Origin of the sequence: Mycoplasma marinum, from assembly GCF_004335975.1 — a bacterium.
Taxonomy (GTDB): Bacteria; Bacillota_I; Bacilli_A; order Mycoplasmatales; family Metamycoplasmataceae; genus Mycoplasma_K; species Mycoplasma_K marinum.
Window position 1 is genome coordinate 99,681 of record NZ_PSZO01000003.1, and the last position, 17,932, is coordinate 117,612.

The 17,932-nt window shown below is 29.8% G+C and carries 18 protein-coding genes; 2 read left to right on the top strand and 16 right to left on the bottom strand.

Annotated features, from left to right (window positions below; translation table 4 throughout):
- The 9 genes from C4B24_RS01255 to rpmF form a co-directional block, all read right to left on the bottom strand.
- Positions 1-591, bottom strand: a complete 591-nt coding sequence (locus C4B24_RS01255; RefSeq protein WP_131598578.1) for a signal peptidase II — start codon at positions 589-591, stop codon at positions 1-3.
- Positions 592-639: 48 nt separating this feature from the next.
- A complete protein-coding gene (ileS, locus tag C4B24_RS01260) occupies positions 640-3,288 on the bottom strand; it encodes an isoleucine--tRNA ligase (RefSeq protein WP_131598580.1) in 2,649 nt (882 codons plus the stop codon).
- 246 nt (positions 3,289-3,534) lie between these two features.
- Positions 3,535-3,807, bottom strand: coding sequence for an HU family DNA-binding protein (locus C4B24_RS01265; RefSeq protein ID WP_131598583.1), 273 nt, complete (start codon positions 3,805-3,807; stop codon positions 3,535-3,537).
- A 204-nt stretch (positions 3,808-4,011) separates the two neighbouring features.
- Positions 4,012-5,607 (bottom strand): CTP synthase, encoded by a 1,596-nt coding sequence (locus C4B24_RS01270; protein WP_131598584.1) that lies wholly within the window; start codon positions 5,605-5,607, stop codon positions 4,012-4,014.
- A gap of 482 nt (positions 5,608-6,089) precedes the next feature.
- Entirely contained in the window at positions 6,090-7,307 is a 1,218-nt protein-coding gene (gene ftsZ / locus C4B24_RS01275) for a cell division protein FtsZ (RefSeq protein ID WP_246005067.1), read from the bottom strand.
- Positions 7,291-8,523: a hypothetical protein gene (locus C4B24_RS01280; RefSeq protein WP_131598586.1), complete on the bottom strand. Its 1,233-nt coding sequence runs from the start codon at positions 8,521-8,523 to the stop codon at positions 7,291-7,293. Before C4B24_RS01280 ends, ftsZ begins: the two co-directional genes overlap by 17 nt.
- A gap of 9 nt (positions 8,524-8,532) precedes the next feature.
- The gene (gene rsmH, locus C4B24_RS01285) at positions 8,533-9,429 is read right to left on the bottom strand and encodes a 16S rRNA (cytosine(1402)-N(4))-methyltransferase RsmH (protein ID WP_394343185.1); all 897 of its coding nucleotides are present in this window, start codon (positions 9,427-9,429) and stop codon (positions 8,533-8,535) included.
- The gene (gene mraZ, locus C4B24_RS01290; protein WP_131598590.1) at positions 9,429-9,869 is read right to left on the bottom strand and encodes a division/cell wall cluster transcriptional repressor MraZ; all 441 of its coding nucleotides are present in this window, start codon (positions 9,867-9,869) and stop codon (positions 9,429-9,431) included. Before mraZ ends, rsmH begins: the two co-directional genes overlap by 1 nt.
- Before the next feature lie 156 nt (positions 9,870-10,025).
- Positions 10,026-10,214, bottom strand: coding sequence for a 50S ribosomal protein L32 (gene rpmF / locus C4B24_RS01295; RefSeq protein WP_131598592.1), 189 nt, complete (start codon positions 10,212-10,214; stop codon positions 10,026-10,028).
- A gap of 96 nt (positions 10,215-10,310) precedes the next feature.
- On the opposite strand from rpmF, the gene C4B24_RS01300 reads away from it, so the two are divergent.
- Positions 10,311-11,207 carry a nucleotidyltransferase gene (locus C4B24_RS01300; RefSeq protein WP_131598594.1) on the top strand — a complete coding sequence of 299 codons (897 nt, stop codon included), beginning with the start codon at positions 10,311-10,313 and terminating at the stop codon, positions 11,205-11,207.
- 151 nt (positions 11,208-11,358) lie between these two features.
- Here the strand turns inward: C4B24_RS01300 and C4B24_RS01305 are convergent, their stop codons facing one another.
- From C4B24_RS01305 to C4B24_RS01320, 5 genes are all read right to left on the bottom strand, one after another.
- Positions 11,359-11,802: a hypothetical protein gene (locus C4B24_RS01305; protein ID WP_131598597.1), complete on the bottom strand. Its 444-nt coding sequence runs from the start codon at positions 11,800-11,802 to the stop codon at positions 11,359-11,361.
- Between the two features lie 32 nt (positions 11,803-11,834).
- On the bottom strand, positions 11,835-13,409 hold the full coding sequence (locus C4B24_RS01310; protein WP_131598599.1) for an MATE family efflux transporter: 1,575 nt from the start codon (positions 13,407-13,409) through the stop codon (positions 11,835-11,837).
- A complete protein-coding gene (locus tag C4B24_RS01315; protein WP_131598601.1) occupies positions 13,399-13,806 on the bottom strand; it encodes a MarR family transcriptional regulator in 408 nt (135 codons plus the stop codon). Before C4B24_RS01315 ends, C4B24_RS01310 begins: the two co-directional genes overlap by 11 nt.
- Before the next feature lie 64 nt (positions 13,807-13,870).
- Positions 13,871-14,029, bottom strand: coding sequence for a hypothetical protein (locus tag C4B24_RS04935; protein WP_168388304.1), 159 nt, complete (start codon positions 14,027-14,029; stop codon positions 13,871-13,873).
- A gap of 2 nt (positions 14,030-14,031) precedes the next feature.
- A complete protein-coding gene (locus C4B24_RS01320) occupies positions 14,032-14,547 on the bottom strand; it encodes a hypothetical protein (protein WP_131598603.1) in 516 nt (171 codons plus the stop codon).
- 57 nt (positions 14,548-14,604) lie between these two features.
- Here C4B24_RS01320 and C4B24_RS01325 point away from each other — a divergent pair, with 57 nt between their 5' ends.
- Positions 14,605-14,943, top strand: a complete 339-nt coding sequence (locus C4B24_RS01325; protein ID WP_131598605.1) for an IMPACT family protein — start codon at positions 14,605-14,607, stop codon at positions 14,941-14,943.
- A 67-nt stretch (positions 14,944-15,010) separates the two neighbouring features.
- On the opposite strand, the gene pyk is transcribed toward C4B24_RS01325, so the two are convergent.
- Both pyk and pfkA read right to left on the bottom strand, forming a co-directional pair.
- On the bottom strand, positions 15,011-16,435 hold the full coding sequence (gene pyk / locus C4B24_RS01330) for a pyruvate kinase (RefSeq protein ID WP_131598607.1): 1,425 nt from the start codon (positions 16,433-16,435) through the stop codon (positions 15,011-15,013).
- A gap of 481 nt (positions 16,436-16,916) precedes the next feature.
- The gene (pfkA, locus tag C4B24_RS01335) at positions 16,917-17,903 is read right to left on the bottom strand and encodes a 6-phosphofructokinase (protein WP_131598610.1); all 987 of its coding nucleotides are present in this window, start codon (positions 17,901-17,903) and stop codon (positions 16,917-16,919) included.
- Positions 17,904-17,932 lie beyond the last annotated feature (29 nt).

A 17,932-nucleotide genomic window follows, 5' to 3' on the forward strand; every position in this document is an offset into this window, starting at 1 on the left:
TTATTTTATTTTTTTATTTTTATTAATTTTGGAATTTTCTTTTTTTTCTTCTTTAAATAAATTAATAATTATAGAAGTTGCAGTTAATATAGAACCTAATACAACCTCAACATCTGCTAAGTTATATGTACCCCTATCCATTTTTGGATGGTAAATTCAATCCCTTACATAATGATATATTTTTCCATCTAATTCATATGTAAGCATAAACCTATCAAGAATATTACCAAATGCGCCAGCAGCCATCAAAGAAAAACCTACAGCAGTTAAAGTTTTTTTTGATATTAGAGCACCAAATACAAGGAAAATGAATACAATACTTGTTAATGTTTGAACTCCCCAGTACGGAACAACATTAGCACCAAGGGAAGAAAACATACCAGTATTTGTTACCAATCTTGTTCCAATCAATCCTTTATCTACTACATAACGATTCTGAATATTATGACAGATTTTATCAGGACTAATCTTAGCAAATAAGGCCAACTTGGTAAATTGATCTATTGCTAAAAAAACACCCATTACAAAACAAAGAATTATAAAGTTCTTAGTAAATATCTTCTTATCAACTCTTTTTAATATTTTTTTCATAAAATAATTATATTAAAAAAAGGCTAACATTAGCCTTTAATCAATAAATTAATTATTGATAACATCAAAACATCTTGGACATAATTCTTCTTTAATATCATTTATTGAAATATGGTTTCAACATCTTGGACATTTAATTGTTTCAAAAGTTTCAACTTTTAATTCATCTCCAAATACAACTTCACCAACAATCAATAGCTTTTGAAGATCTATACTTTTCAAGAAGTTACTTTCAGTTGAAATTGTTACTTTTGCTTCATTACGTCTTTTTATTAAGCCACTTTTCACTGATTCTTCAAGTTTTTTATTTACATCATCAACTAATTTAAAGTATTCATCTCATTTAGCAAATACTTTTTCATCAACTTTTTCCAGTTTAAAGAAATCTCTTAAATGAACTGATTCTTCTTTAGGGAATAATAATTTATGAATTTCCTCTGTTGTAGTTGGTAAAATTGGAGCTAATGCAATTACTAATGTATTAAGAATATTATAAATATTAGTTTGAATCATTCTTCTTTCACGCGAATTTTTTCTATCCGCATATAGAGAATCCTTTGCAAATTCAAAATATAATGAGGAAATTTTAATAATAAAATTATTCACTATTTTAATCATCTTATTAAATTCAAAACCATCATATGTTTCTTTAATTTGAACTTTAACTTTCTTATGTAATTCAGCGATGTAAGCATGGAAACCTGTTGGTTCGATGCTCATTGATTCGTCAAAGTCAAATAAGTTACCGTGCATAAATCTCATTTTTGTTCTAAAGTTTCTATAAATATCAATATTTTGCTTGATGATATCTGCTGAAATTGTAACATCTGAAGTAAACTCTGAATTAGCTGCTCATAGCCTTAAAATATCTGCACCATTTTTACCAACAATTTCTTGTGGAGAAACAACATTACCTTTAGATTTAGACATTTTATTACCTTTACCATCTAATACAAAACCATGTGATAACAATTGTTTAAAAGGTGAAATACCTCTATAAGCAACTGAATTAATCAATGATGAATTAAATCAACCACGATATTGATCAGAACCTTCTAGATATAAATCAAATGGTGCTTCCTCACCTTGTGGTTTAACTGCAATAGAAGAAGAACCAGAGTCAAATCAAACATCCATTATATCCATTTCTTTTGTATATCCTAACCCTCTAAATTTTTCAGGAAGCAATTCATCTGCTTCTTTTTCTCATCAAACATTTGTGCCATTTTTTTCAACCATTTCGATAACGAAGTCAAAAATTTCAGCATCAATAACGGGTTTCTCTCCATTATAAAATACAGGAATAGGAACACCTCAAGTTCTTTGTCTAGAAATAGTTCAATCATCTCTGTTTTGAATCATTTGTGAAAGTCTTGAAATACCTCATTCTGGATATGATTTTATTTTTGATAATTCCCCTAGAATTTGGGGTTTTATTTTAGAAATTGAAACAAATCATTGAGGAACACCTCTATAAATAACTGGTTTGTGAGTTCTTCAATCATGAGGATAAGAGTGCTTCATGAATTTTAATGAAAGCAATCTTCCTTCAGCATCTAATGCCATTCCAATATTTTTATTTGCATCTTCATAGAACATTCCTTCTAATTCTCCAGCTTCTGAATTGAATGCCCCATCTCCTTCAACATGCATAATCATATCAAGTTTAAATTTTTTACCAATAATAAAGTCATCTTCACCAAATAAAGGAGCAATATGAACAAGACCAGTACCGGCTTCAAGAGTAACGTGATGCCCTTCAATAACAGGTGCTGATAATTCTTTTTTAACAGGGCGTTGATATTCAAGACCTAATAATTCTTTACCTCTAAAAGTATCCAGAACTTCAAATTCATCCCATTTTGCAAATTCAGCAACTTTATCAATTAATTGTGTAGCAATAACGTATACTTCTCCATTAGCTTTAACAGTAGAATAATCAAAAGATAACCCAACGGCAATACCCGAGTTAGCAATTAGTGTTCAAGGCGTTGTTGTTCAAATAACAAGTTTTTCGCCTTTTTTAACTTTTTTATTCTCTTTTATAACATCAAGAGCTACAAAGATTGCAGGAGATCTGTGGTCTGCATATTCAACTTCAGCTTCTGCAAGAGCAGAATGAGAAGAAGGTGACCAGTAAACTGGTTTTAACCCTTTGTAAATAAGACCATCTAAAGCCATTTTTTTGAATAATCTAAGTTGATTTGCTTCGAAGTTTTTATCTAAAGTAACATATTTTTCTTCAAGATCAGAAAGTAAATTTAACGTTTTAAATTGTTCTTGTTGTCTAGCAACTTGAGAAAGAGCATATTTTTCAGCTTCTTTTCTTAAAATTAAAGGATCAAAATCTTCAGCTTTCTTATTCATAGTTTCAAGCATTTTATTTTCAATTGGTAAACCATGAGTATCTCATCCAGGTGTAAATGGTGAATAAAAACCATTCATTGTTTTATACCTAACAATAATATCTTTTAAAATTTTATTTAGAGCATGACCAATGTGTAAATCACCATTAGCATATGGAGGGCCATCATGAACTATAAATTTTTCTTTCCCTTTATTTTTTTCTAAAGCCTTTTTATAGATTTCATTATCTAATCATTCTTGTCTATATTTTGTTTCCTTCTCAACTAACCCAGCCTTCATACTAAAATTTGTTTGAGGCATATTTAATGTATCTTTATAATCTTTTTTCATTTTTTCTCCTTTAAGTGCAAAAAAAGCCTTTTTTAGGGGCAAACGTACCACCCTAAAAAGACTCTCTTTTAAATTCGTAACGTGAATAATACGCTTTTATAAGACTCAGAAGTGATATTCATTATAATTTCTTATTTGGCTTTGCAGCAAATAGCCAACTCTCTTAGTAAGAATGTATATGAACTTGTCTTCGTCACTGTTATATTTATTATGTAATAATTTTAGCATATTTTAAAAAAAATACTACTAGATAGTATCTTTAATATGTTTAGCTGGCCTGAAATCTAATATACTTCTTTCAGGAATATCAATGATAGTTTTCTTATGTGGGTTATAACATTGTTTTGCGGGTTTAGAAACAATTTCTAAAACTCCAATTTTATTTAAATTAACTTTTTTACCTGACTTAAGTTCTTCGATAGTAATTTTAAGCAGCTCATCAATAATTTCAGCAACATATGATTGTTTACATTCTAAATTTTTGGCAATTTTAGAAGCAATATCTTTTTTATTTATCATTTTTTTCTCCTTTTATAATAATGAATATAGTAATTACAATAATAATTCTACCATTTCATTTTTTAAAAAAAACTAAATGTTATGCAAAACTAACTTTCATAATTAACATATAAAGTGTTAAAAGTGTTAAAAAGTTCATTTTTTAAATAAAAAACACTCAAATGACTATTTTTGCATTTGAGTAATCAATATGTAAAAAAAATATTATTTTTTATTTTTTATTGCTGCTTTTAGGAATTTAGTGAAAATTGGGTTATCTCTAAGTGGTCTAGCAGTAAATTCTGGATGATATTGCACACCAAAATAAAACTTCTTACCTTTAACTTCACAAACTTCTGCAAGGTTTGTTTTTTCATCAAATCCTGAAAATTGGAATCCTAAACCTTCAACTTGTTCTAAGAATTCTGGATTAACTTCATATCTATGTCTATGTCTTTCAATTGCATGGTCACTTTCATATATTTTTGAAGCTATAGAGTCTTTTTTTAGTAATGTTTTTGACTCACCAAGTCTTAGTGTTCCACCGATGCCATCAGTTTTCTTTTTACCTCTAATGAAATCAAATACAAATGTACCTGTTTCTGAAACTTCTGATGATGTCGCATCCTTAATACCCATTCTATGTGCTTGCTCAACAGTCATGGCTTGCATACCAAAACAAATACCAAATGTTGGATGATCAATGTCTCTTAAATATTTAGCGGCAATAACTTTACCATTAAAACCTCTTTTACCAAATCCTGGAAGAATGATTGCTCCATTAGTACCAGAAATAGCTTCCTTAATATTTTTTTCAGTAAGATTGTCAGCTTGAATTCATCTAAGCTTTAATTTTGTACCTGTGTAATTAGCAGAAATTTTAAGTGCCTCAATAATTGACATATAAGCATCTTCAAGTTCTATATATTTACCGATCATAGCGATTTCAGTTTCATGTTTCTTAGATTTTTGGATTTTAGAAACATATTCTTTTCAATCATCAAGTTTTGGTCTTTTAAGACTCATCCCAAAGTGTTTAAGAATTTTTTGTGCTACCTTTTGTTTTTCAAGTTCTAAAGGAATTGTATAAATGTTTTCAGCATCAGGAACTGAAATAACACGATCTTTAGGTATGAATGAAGTTCTAGATACTTTTTCATGCACTTCTGCTGTAACTTCATTTGTTGATCTCATGAAAACCATATTTGGTTTAATTGACAATGATCATAATTCAGACATTGAAAATTGTGCTGGCTTCGTTTTAAATTCTTTTGAAGCAGTTAGAAAAGGAATATATGTTGTATGAATGAAAAAACAATTTTTAGGCTCTTTAAGAAGCATTCCTGCAAGTGTTCTAAAGAATGATTGCGATTCTATATCTCCAACTGTACCACCTATTTCTGTGATTACTATATCAGCTTTTGATGTTCTTCCACCTAATTTAATCAAGTGTTCAATTTCATCTGTCATATGAGGAACTATTTGAACAGTCTTACCATTAAAATCCCCATTTCTTTCTTTATCCATTAATCTTTTAAATATTTGGGCTGTTGTATAGTTTGAATGCTTTGAAAATTTTTCGTCGATGAATCTTTCATAATGCCCTAAATCTAAATCAGTTTCTGCCCCATCAGCTGTAACATAAACTTCACCATGTTCATAAGGTGACATTGTTCCTGGATCTACATTTAAATATGGATCAAATTTTTGTACAAAAACCTTATAACCTCTTGCTTTTAAAAGTCTACCAACAGATGCTGCTGAAACACCTTTACCCAACCCAGATAAAACACCACCCGTAACAAATATATATTTTGCCATAAAATCTCCTTTTGTATGCTTTTTGTAGTTAAAAACTAATTTTTAATAAAAATATTATACACACTAATGCTTTAATGGCGTATGTTATTTATTATTCTCATAGCATTTTTTGCTATTTTTTGTAAAAAATATGCACTTTTAACTTTTTTTTCAGTAATTACACCATAATTTTTATGAAGCTATAAAATATTTTGATGCACACTTAAAAATGAAGATTTAAGAAAAATATAAACTACACGCAATAAAAAGTATCCGCTTTACAGCGAAATAAAAAAATACTTAACACTTTTTAAGGTTAAGTATTTTTCTTATGTTGATTATTCAAAACAATCAACTTAATGCCTTACAACTTTTTAATATCGTTAGACATCCATAAAAGATTTAAACATAAATCCCATTATTCAAAAATATATTTTAGTATATTTATAAGAAAATTTTAAATTTTCGATAACTTCTAAGACATCGTTAAAATTGAAAATTAATTATCTTCTTAGGAATGCAGATAATTCATCGTCATCATCTTCTGGATCATCAAAAGGTGTTGTGTTTGTAAGTTCACGTTCATCTGTTATAGTCAGTTTATCCTCTTCAGGTAATGGATCTTCAATAAGAATTTCTCTTGTAGTTTCATTTTCAAAACTAATTTCCATTGTTTCAACTGATTTTGCAACCTCTGCTTTTATTTCTTCTTCTGAGAGTTTTGGCTCTTCAGAATCTAATCCTGTAGCAATAACTGATACATAAATTTCATCTCCTAGGTTCTCGTTTACCGATACCCCGAAAATAATATTTAAGTCTTCACCAGCTGCTTGCTGAATTGTTTCAACAGCTTGATTCGCATCGTCAAGTGTAATATTCCCACCTGATACGTTAATAATCGCATCTTTTGCCCCTTTAATTGAAGCTTCAAGAATTGGAGATGAAATAGCATGGATGGCAGCTTTAACCGCCTTATCTTCACCAGAAGATTCCTTACCAATTCCAATTAATGCAGAACCTTTATCTTTCATTACAGTACATACGTCAGCAAAGTCAAGGTTAATTAGCGCTGGAATAGCAATTAAGTCTGTAATTGTTCTAACAGTTTGTTTAAGAACCTTATCTGCATATAGGAAAGAATCTTTTAATGAAATTCCTCCATATTGTTCTAATAATTTATTGTTTGAAATTACAATAAGTGAGTCTGTAGCGGCTTTCATCCCGTCAAGACCGTGATTAGCATTTTTAGTTCTTTTTGTACCTTCGAATGAGAAAGGAGTAGTAACAATACCTACAGTTAATGCGCCTAATTCTTTTGCAATTTCGGCGATTACTGGTGCGGCACCAGTTCCTGTTCCTCCACCCATACCGGCAGCGACTATAATCATGTCTGCACCTTTTAGTGTTTCTTTGATCATATCTTTTGATTGAAGAGCGGCCTTACGACCTTCTTCGGGGTTAGCACCAGCTCCAAGACCACGCTCATTATTACCTAATGGTAAAACTGTTTGCGCAATTGAAGCATTTAACACTTGTTCGTCAGTATTAGCAACGATAAATTCAACACCTTTTATTCCCTCTTTAATCATTGAGTGAACTGTATTGTTTCCACCACCGCCAACACCGACAACTTTAATGCTAGCGATATTGTCCATTTTTGAACCAATGTGCGATTCGCTAGTTGTATTTAATATATTGTCTGTATTAAGCAGTTCTGACATCTTTTCCTCCTATTTTGTTGATGAATTTTGCAAATAAGCTTTGCTTTGTATTTCTTAATGTATCAATTGTATTTGGGTTAGTCATAACGATTGTATTAAAGTCTTTTCCGATGACTTTATCATATCTCCTAATAAAATAAGTAGTACCTATTGTTTCTAAATTTTTTGTATTTGACGCAATAAACATTAATGGTTTGTAAAATGAAACAAATTCCGAACTAAATGTTTTACTCATAAATTTCTTTACCCCGGTAAAATTATTAATTTCACCACTTATAACTACTGATAACTTTTTAAATAACTCATGTCTACCAATAAATGCTTGTGCATATTTAGCAGTTCTATTTACAAATTGACTTATGATTGTATTTAAGTGCTTTTGAGTAAATGAGATTGTTTTTAAACCTTTTTTTGTTGTAAAAATAATATCATTAGCACCTTCCGACAATGCACCATGGACTCTTATAAGGTTTCTTGCGATTTCATTAGAGCATTCAAAGTACTCTGAAACCTTTTCCACCAAATGTTTAAATCCTAAAGGTAAGTCAAATGTTGATATTGTTGCTGAATTAACATTAACGGCTACATTCGTGCGTTTCATGCCAATATGTACAGAGATAGCTCCTTCAGCGATTGCTGAATTTGAGATAGTTGCTTGTGATATTACATGAGTATCTGTCAGTATTTGTGATACTGAAAGCCCTGCATTTGAAATAATATCTTTAATATAACGTTGAACAATTTGAGATATAGATGAAATTGCAATTTTCACCTTTAATTTATCTCCTCTTTTATTGATCGGTGCTTTATTATAAGACTTTCTTTCAATGCCTGACACTTCGTACCTAACTGGTTGAACCAAAATAATACTTTGATCCTTTGGTTGATATTGAGCTTCAGCTAACTTAATTACATTATTAATATCGCTTTGTGACACGAATGATGAAGCAATTGTGATTTCTTTAACTAACATCTTAATTTCTAAGTTGGTCTTCTTATTAGATTCAACAATAGCAATTACAGATTTTATTTTACCACCTATTACTTTATTTATACGTGCAACGGATTCTTTAATAAAACGTGTTTGTTCTAAAGGATTAGAAGTTCATTTTGTATCATTAAATATCTCTACTAATTCAGTAGAAATACGTTCGATGCAAACAACTTGAATAGCACCTCTTGAAATTTTAACGTTTGTAACTAAATTTCTTTGCATGATTCTTCCTTATCTTTCTTTTGTGAGCACTCTTAACTTAGCGCTGCGACTTCTTCTGTTGATTTCAATTTCTTGTTTTTTTGGTTTGATTGTTTTAACAGTGAATGTTTTTTCAAACATGACTGGGAGTTTCCCAGTTGGGTCTTTGGTTATTTCCCCAAATGCCCTTTTGACTATCCTATCTTCAATAGAATGAAATGATATTATCGCAAATTTCCCACCAGGTTTTAACACGGCAAGCCCTTGTTTTAATACATCTCTTAATGAATCGAGTTCATTGTTAACTGCGATTCTAATAGCCTGAAATACAGCTTTCGCTGGATTCTTTTGTCTTACGATCTTAGCTGGAAGAGAGTTCCTTATAATTTCAACAAAATCAAGTGTAGTTTCTATTGGTCGATTCTCTATAACTGCTTTCGCAACTCTTTTTGGGAGCTTAACATCAGCATTTTCATAAAATATCTTAACCAACTCTTCTTCAGTTCAATTGTTAATAATATAATGAGCATCCAATTCTTGCGTTTGATCCATACGCATATCGAGGCGAGCTTCTTTACTATAAGAAAACCCTCTTTGCGCGTCATCTAATTGTGGTGAAGAAACACCAAGATCAAGTAAAATACCATCAACGGAATTAATTCCATTTTTTTCTAATTCATCCTTAAAAAATCTATTGTCTGAATGAATTAATTTGAAATTATTTGAGATTTGAGAAAGACGAAGGCCACTTTCTTTTATGGCTTGAGTATCCTTGTCAAATGCTACTAATTTTCCTTTTGGTATTCTTCTTAATATCTCAGAAGAATGTCCACCACGACCTAAAGTTAAATCTACATAAGTACCATCAACTTTAAGTTCTAATTGTTCTAAACATTCGTTTAACATAACTGGAATATGTTTTTCCATTATAGCTCAACTCCTGACTCGAACAGTGAATTAGCCAGTTCATCAATTGAACCGTCCTCTTCAATTTCGTTTTGGAAGTCCACATATGATTGTTTATCTCAAAGTTCAACTTTGTTACCAACACCCACAAATGAAACCTCTTTACTAATGGTAGCTTTAAGAATGAAATGATCTGGAAGATTGATACGCCCTAACTTATCAACTTTAAGCTCAATAGTATTTCCAAAAATTGTTCTTACAAATTTTCTTAAATTTTTATTAAGCATATTATTTGACATAAGTTTTTCACGCATTTTTTCAAATTCGTCTGCAGATCTTAATTCTAAGATTCTATCAGGACCGAATGTGGCAAAGACAACATCGCCCAGTTCCTTACGAAACTTTGCAGGTAAAACGATACGTTTTTTATCATCTAAAGACCTATGAAAATGTCCAAACATAATTCCCACTCCTTTCCACTACCTACCACATTATAACACTTTCATAATCTTTAAGCAAATTTTATTGTGTTTTTTACAATTTTTTTCCTATGTAAAAAAACGCAAAAAAAATTCCCTATTTAAGGGAAAAATTTTATTATATAATTAAATTATTTTTTACTTGTCGTTAAGACCTTCAATAACTTGTCTGTCTTTATAAAAACCACAGAATTTACATGCTCTATGCTGTTGGATTTTTTCTCCACAGTTTTTACATGCTACTAAGTTTTGAGGTGTTAGAGCGTCATGTGCTCTTCTTGTTCTCTTACGCTGCTTCGATGTTTTTCTTTTTGGTACTATAGCCATGATGCCTCCTTATATTATTTGTATTTAATTAGTAAAAGAATTATAGCAAAAAAAAAGGCAATTGGTAAATATTATTGAAAATGTTAAAATTATTTTATGTCAATAGCAATAATAGCAGAATACAACCCATTCCATAATGGGCACATATATCAAATAAAAGAAGCAAAAAAAAGGTGACCAAATGAGAGGATAATCATCATAATGTCAGGGAAATATGTCCAACGAGGTGAATTAGCAGTTGCATCATTTGAAAAAAGAGCTAATATAGCAAAACAATATGGAGCAGACGATGTGATCGAATTACCTTTCAAGTTTGCAACACAAGCAGCGCACATATTTGCAAGAGGAGCAGTTCATACGGCTGTTAATAATGGAGCGACTAAATTATTCTTTGGTTCTGAGTCTAATAATGTAGATAACCTTAAATTAATAGCGAATACTATTCATAATAATAAGTCTATATATAATAAGACACTTAAAAAGTATTTAAAACAAGGATTTTCATTCCCGAAATCAGCGGCTGAGTCCTTATCCGAATTAAGTGGACAAAATATTACCTTGCCTAACGATATATTAGGTCTTGAGTATATAAAAACAATTGTAGAGGATAAATTGGAAATAGAGCCACATTCTTTAAAAAGAACTATTACCTTTCATTCTGATGAATCAAAAGAAAAATTTGCCTCAGCTTCTTTTATAAGGAAAGAAATTTTTGCTGGTAATGATGTTTCACAATGAACTCCTATGATATTTGATAAATTACCAGAAAGAATTGAAGAACATTATCCAACATTTCAAAATATAATTAATAAATCTACTCCTGAAGAATTAAGAAAATGCCCCTTAATATCAGAAGGTATGGAAAATTTATTTAAAAAACATATAGATGCAAAAACTTTTGAAGAATTCGTAGATAGAACAAATTCAAGAAGATACACATCTTCAAGAATCAAAAGAGTAATGCTTTACTTGCTTTTAAGAATTAAAAAATAATATATAGATAATTAAAAAATCCCTTAAAGATAAGGCATTTTTTTATTTTAAATCCATTATAAGTTCAATAGATTATCGAGTGCTTCGATTAAAAAAATACCAGCCTTTGCAGATATTTTAAAAATTATTCATTTTTTTTAATTTGTTCTATTTACCAGTGAGATAATGTTTGCTTACTTACTCATACTGGATCAATTATATTATTAGCATCAGTAACACCAATTGAACCAAATATGATGGCAATGATAACCATTAAACCAATAATTAAAAATGATTTTGATGATAATGTTTCAGGTTTATAACTCAATACTATTACCATCATCAATGAAGCAACTCCAACTAAAATTGAAATAATTCCTGAAGATAAACCTACATATGCAGTTGTTTTAAATCAGCTAGGCATTTCACTTAAATTAATTTGTGAAGTTTTAAAAACATCCAAAAATTTAATTGTTTGTGAATATTGTCCTTGTCCAACAGTTTTTGATGCAGCAAGTGTTGCAGCACCAAGTGATATCCCTAAAATTGCACTCAATAATAAAGCAATAAATCCACCTAGCAATAATTTATCACTCTTTAATTTTTTTATTAACATTTTTTTATAAATACATGTTTTTATATATTAAATTATACATTTTTTTCTTTAGAATCTTTCTTAGCTTGTTTCTTTATTTTTCTCTTTTCTGAAAAAGCGATAATTTTTGCATTAATAACTTCAACTCTTTCGTCCAAGGTAGTATGTTTTTCTTCTAATTTTCTTCATGTGATGATAATCATAATAACTATTAGTAAACATGTACTAAACGCTAATGTTGGTCACATCCATCAAAATACATAAATATTATTTGTATTATTTATAGAAAAATACTTGAATAAGAAGATCATAGGTACAAATAATATGAATCCTCTAGCAGCTGAAGAAATAAGTGAAAATGCAACTCTATCAGTAGAAGAGAATAACACCATACCGGCAATAGCTGCAGAAAATAGAGGCGCACCTAACATCAATATCATAAGTGCTTTCTTAGCTTCTGGTCTTATAGACTCATCAACACCCAACGCTGACATTAGTGGTTCTGCTAAAATTACTGTTGAAAATAATCAAATAATTGCACCCAATATTAAAGTATATAAGAAAGCAAGTATCGTTGCTTGTTTAACCCTCTTAATTTCTCCGGCACCATAATTATATGAAGCAACTGGAGCAGCACCTTGTACAATACCAAACAATAAAGGGAAAAATAATCCAAATATTGGGAAAGTACTTGTTAAAACTCAGGTCATATGTTTATCATTACCAAAAACCGCATTACTTACATCTTTTATTACAGTCATTTGCAGAGTACCAGTGAATGATTGGGCAGCATTTCTAAATAAAGGAGCTACACCAACTAAAATAATACCAACCATTGATATCATGGCAAATTTGAAACCGAATAAATTTTTAAATCTAATAATAGATTTTTTATTTTTAATAATACACAAAACAAGTACGATTGTTGTTATTAAATCCGCAATAGCGGTTGCAGTTGCTGCACCTTCAATACCCATTCCCCCTGGACCCATCAATAAATAGTCAGCTAATAAGTTAAAGATAACTGGAATAAACATAGCTAATGTAGCTTCCTTCATTCTACCTTCAGTTCTTAATAAAGAAGAAACCATATTATTGAAAAAGAATACTAACTGCATAGCCGAAATTATTAATGTGTAATTAAAACCAGCTTTTAATATCTCTTCTCTCATTTCAGGTTGAATAGCTGAACCACTAGGTATTTGCGTATCAATCCACGATCTTGTACAAGCAATTATTATAGGTGATGAAATAATCATCAATAACATACCAACCATCATACCAGTCTTAACTGTATTTTTGGCTCTTTCAATGTCACCTTTACCTAAATTTATGGAAACTCTGGTTGTAGTACCTACTGTAACCATCATAATTATTGCTAATCCTATATTCATCATTGGCATTATTGAAGCCATTATTAACCTTACTTCTGGTTTACCTCCCATATAAGAGTCAGATGCAAAGTTAATTGCAAGTATGTTATCAGAGAAATTATATATCCCCATAATAGACATTATAATAACTCCGGGTAAACACATTTTAATTAATAGTTTCCACATAGGAGTTTTAATAAACATTTCTCTTCGCTTATCTTTTGAAGATATTTTATTTACTGCTTTATTCGACATTTTGTTCCTTCCTTCATATACTTTCAGCCCTTTGTTCTACTTCTTGCAACATTTTTTTACAAGAGTCAGTCATGAAAATTCTTCTTGTCCTTTTATCTTTAGGATCTTGGACTGTCTCTATCATTCCAATTTCCACATATCTTTTAATACGTTTTGATATCTTAACCTTAAAGTTATTTTTTTCTTTATCTGTATATTTTTTAAGACCCAAGTCGCATTGCATTTTATGTTCCACTATTTCAGTTATACTCATACCATCTGCAACTTCATTTAAATGATTCAAAAGAAGTCAGTCAGTAAGTCTAATTCTTTTCTCATTAAGTTCCATAGATATTAAAGCTTTTTTATATGTGCTTGAGCACTTTTGGTGAATTTCTATCGCTTCTGTTAATTTCATATGTCTATTATAGCAAATGATTAATATTTATTAACTATTTATTTCAAGATAAAAAAAGACCAATTTATGGTCTAGTTACTATTCCTTCTAATTCAAGTATTAACATTGGTACTGCTAATACTATAAGTAGTATCATACAAAATGCAAATACCTTTAATAGTGTTTTTTGTCTTGCTTTTTTCTCTTCAATTGTTAATTTATTTTTTTGTTTATTTTTTGACATATTTACCTCGATGAATCCGCAACATAACTGGAAATGATTTCTTTAGTGTATGCCGCTATTGTGTTATGATATTTTATTAATATTTGTTTGACTGAAGATGGTATCTTTGTTGAAGATTTCAACATCTTTAGATCCAAATGTTCAATAAATTGTTTATCTAATATTTGTTTTAACTCTATATATTTCTTTGTCAAATTCGCATATGTTGATTTCAACAATATTTTTTGCGATGCTTGAGAAATAATTTTGAGTCTTGTGTGAGCTGAGTAGCTCGCATATTCTTTATAAGTTAATTCCCTCTCCAATTTATGTAAAGCTATGTTGTTATTGTGTTGAATTTCTTTCATTTGATCGAAAAACAACTTGGATGTTTCATTAACAACTCACTCTGCAGAAATTGTATCCCTCAATCTTGTATTGGCCTTACTTGATGAATAAGCTGCTCATCCAGCAAAAATAATAGAGAACAAACTAAGCGTTAAGGAAACAGCTCATAAAATTATATCTGCTAAGTCCATAGCAAAATTATAAAACAAAAAATGAAAATGTAAAGAATATTAAGTAAAATTATTTATATGTTCTTATATGAAATTAAAAAATCTAAATTTATAGCATACTCTTTTGAGGTGCATTCTAAAGATGATGTTGATCATTATCTTAAAAATATAAGAGATAAATATAGCGATGCAAGGCATATTTGTTACGCTTATTTAATAAAAAGTGGTTTAGAAATGGCCGGAATGTCCGATGATGGAGAACCTAAAGGAACTGCTGGAAAACCTATTTTTAATATTATAAAATTAAAGAAAAAAGAAAATATCTTAGTAATTGTAGTTAGATATTTTGGTGGTAAAAAGTTGGGAGCCAGTGGATTAATACGTGCTTATGTTGCAGCTTCAAAAGAAGTAATTTAATAAAATTTGACTTAAAAAAATGAAGCCTATATTCATAGGTTTCATTTTTAATTATTTATCAATTAAATTAGAATACAAATTCTGTTGTTTTTTCATTTTCAACAACTAAGAATTTATCTCCAGCTTCAGCTCCATAAGCAATAAGTGCTTCTCTTGCTGATGTTGGGTTAGATTTAATTTCTTCAAATAGTTTTTTAGAATCTAATGAAACAAATACTGAAGAAGTAATACCAAATCCACCGATTAATTTTTCATCATCTAGAATACCAATAACTGCTGTATTTGGTCTAAATTTAGCTACTTCTTTAAGAAGAGCACCTGTTCTTGAAAGAACAACTACGAATCTATAATCAGCATTTTGAGTTTTTTTAGCAACTTCGTAAGCAATATCTGATCTTTCGCCTGTTGAGAATTTTCTAATTTCTTCTAATTGTACAGGGTAATATAGTTTATTGTAGAATTCTCTTTCAGCTCTCATGTTGATAATTGACATAACTTCAACTGATTCAACTGGGAATTGTCCAAGTGCTGATTCTCCAGAAAGCATTGTAGCATCTGAACCAAGTTCTGTTGCAAAGTAAACATCTGTTACTTCAGCTCTAGTTGGTTGTGGTGATGATTCCATTGAATCTAACATTTGTGTAGCAACGATAACTGGTTTACCAGCTTCTCTACATTTTCTAACTATATATTTTTCTCAGAATGGTACGTCTTGGAAAGGAATTTCTAAACCAAGATCTCCACGAGCAACCATAATACCATCTGAAGCTTCAATAATAGCATCAATATTTTCAATACCTAATACTGATTCAATTTTTGAAAATAATTGAACGTGTTTTCCGCCAGCATTATCCATAAGTTCTCTAAGTTCATTAACGTTAGCAGCTGTATTTACAAATGAAGCAGCAACATAGTTAATCCCTGATTCAATACCAAATACAACATCGTCTTTATCTTTTTGAGCTAAGAATGGTAATGAGAAATCAATACCTGGAAGATTAATTCTTTTATTTGATTTAAGTTTGTGTGAATTAATTGCTTTAACAATAACTTGTCCTTGTTTAACCTCTTGAACATAAGTAACTAGTTTACCATCATCAAATAGTACTCTATCACCTTTTTTAACGTCTAAGTGCATTTCATAAGAAACTGAAAATTCCCCTTTAACACCTGAATGTTTTGCAAAATCTTCTTTACCAGTCATAACTGTTAAAATTTCTCCAGTTTCAACCATGATAAATCCTTCTGCTAGTTTACCAACACGAATTTCAGGTCCTTTAGTATCAAGAAGTACTGAAATTGGTCTGTTAAGAGTTTTTTGTACTTCTCAAGTTTTTTCCATTTTAGAAAATTGTTCTTGTCTATCTCCGTGTGAGAAGTTAGCTCTGATTGTAGTCATACCAGCTTCTGCAAGTTTAGTTAACATTTCAACTGAATCTGATGAAGGTCCGATTGTTGCAACTAATTTAGTTCTTTTATCTGTAATGTGCATTTTATTTTTCTCCTATTATATTGTTTTAAATATTCATTTATAAGTATATCATTTTATTAAAAAAATATTAGACAAATAAAAAAATATTTAATAATCATACAAAAGAAATACATTAATAATTATGTCATTTTTATTTAAAAACTATAAAATAGCAAAAAAATGTACCTATTAGCAAAAACAAGAAACAAAAATTTAAACGATAAATGCATAGTGAGAATCTAAAACTTAAAAATTATCAATATTTAAATATAAAATGATAACAACGATAAAATATAATTCTTTAAATTATGATAAGTTATAATATTTTTCAAAAAGTAACTACTTAACTATAAGTGAGACTTGAAATGTATTAGTTTTCAAGTTTGAAGAAATATATTAAATGATATATTGATCCATATAGAATAAAAAATGCATTTAAAAAAAGCACCAGTTAAACTAGCACAATTTAATATATAAATTATTAATTCAATTTCATTAATAATTATTTAATATTATTCATATCATTATTAATTTTAATTAAATCAAGTCTTGATTTTCTTGGTATGTCAAATGATTCCATGATTTCAAAATCAACCATTTCATCACCTTGGTTACCAACAACTCTACCACCAATTCCTTTTGATAAAAGTTCAACAGCATGTATTCCAAGACGTGTAGCTAAAACTCTTTCTTGGGCAGTTGGTGTCCCACCACGTTGTTGATGAGCCAATACTGAAACTCTGGCAACTTTACCAGTTTTTTCTGTAATTAATTTAGAAATTTCTTCTAAAGAAGCTCTTCCTTCTTGACCATAAATTAATTCAGCAACCATAATAATTACTGATCTTTTACCAATTGACTGAGATTGTTTAACAACTTCAACAAATTGTTCTGGTGTAAAAATATTTTCAGCAGTAACAACAGCTTCTGCTCTTGCAGCAATTCCACCAAATACTGTTAAATCTCCACAATGACGACCCATAACTTCAACAAGAGCAACACGATCATGAGATCTCATTGTATCTCTTATTTTATCTACTGATTCAACAACTATATTTAAGGCAGTATCAAATCCAACAGTAATATCAGAAGAAGAAATATCATTATCAATTGTTCCTGGTATACCAATACAATTAATTCCCATTTCAGTTAATTTTTTGGCACCCATATAAGAACCATCTCCACCTATTACAACAACAGCGTCAATCCCATTTTTTCTTAAGTTTTTAACAGCAATTTCACGTGTTTCAATTTGAGCAAATTCAGGAAGACGTGCAGAATAAATAAATGTACCACCATTCCTATATTGTTTATCTACATTTGACTCTTTAGCTGAAACAATATTATTTTCAACCAAACCTTTATATCCTTCATAAACTAAAAATGCTTCTATACCTTTAGCTTGAGCATGTTTAACAACCGCCCTAACTGCATTATTCATACCAGGAGCATCTCCACCTGATGTTAAAACTGCGATTTTTTTAATCATTTTTTACCTCTTTCTTATTATTTATTGAT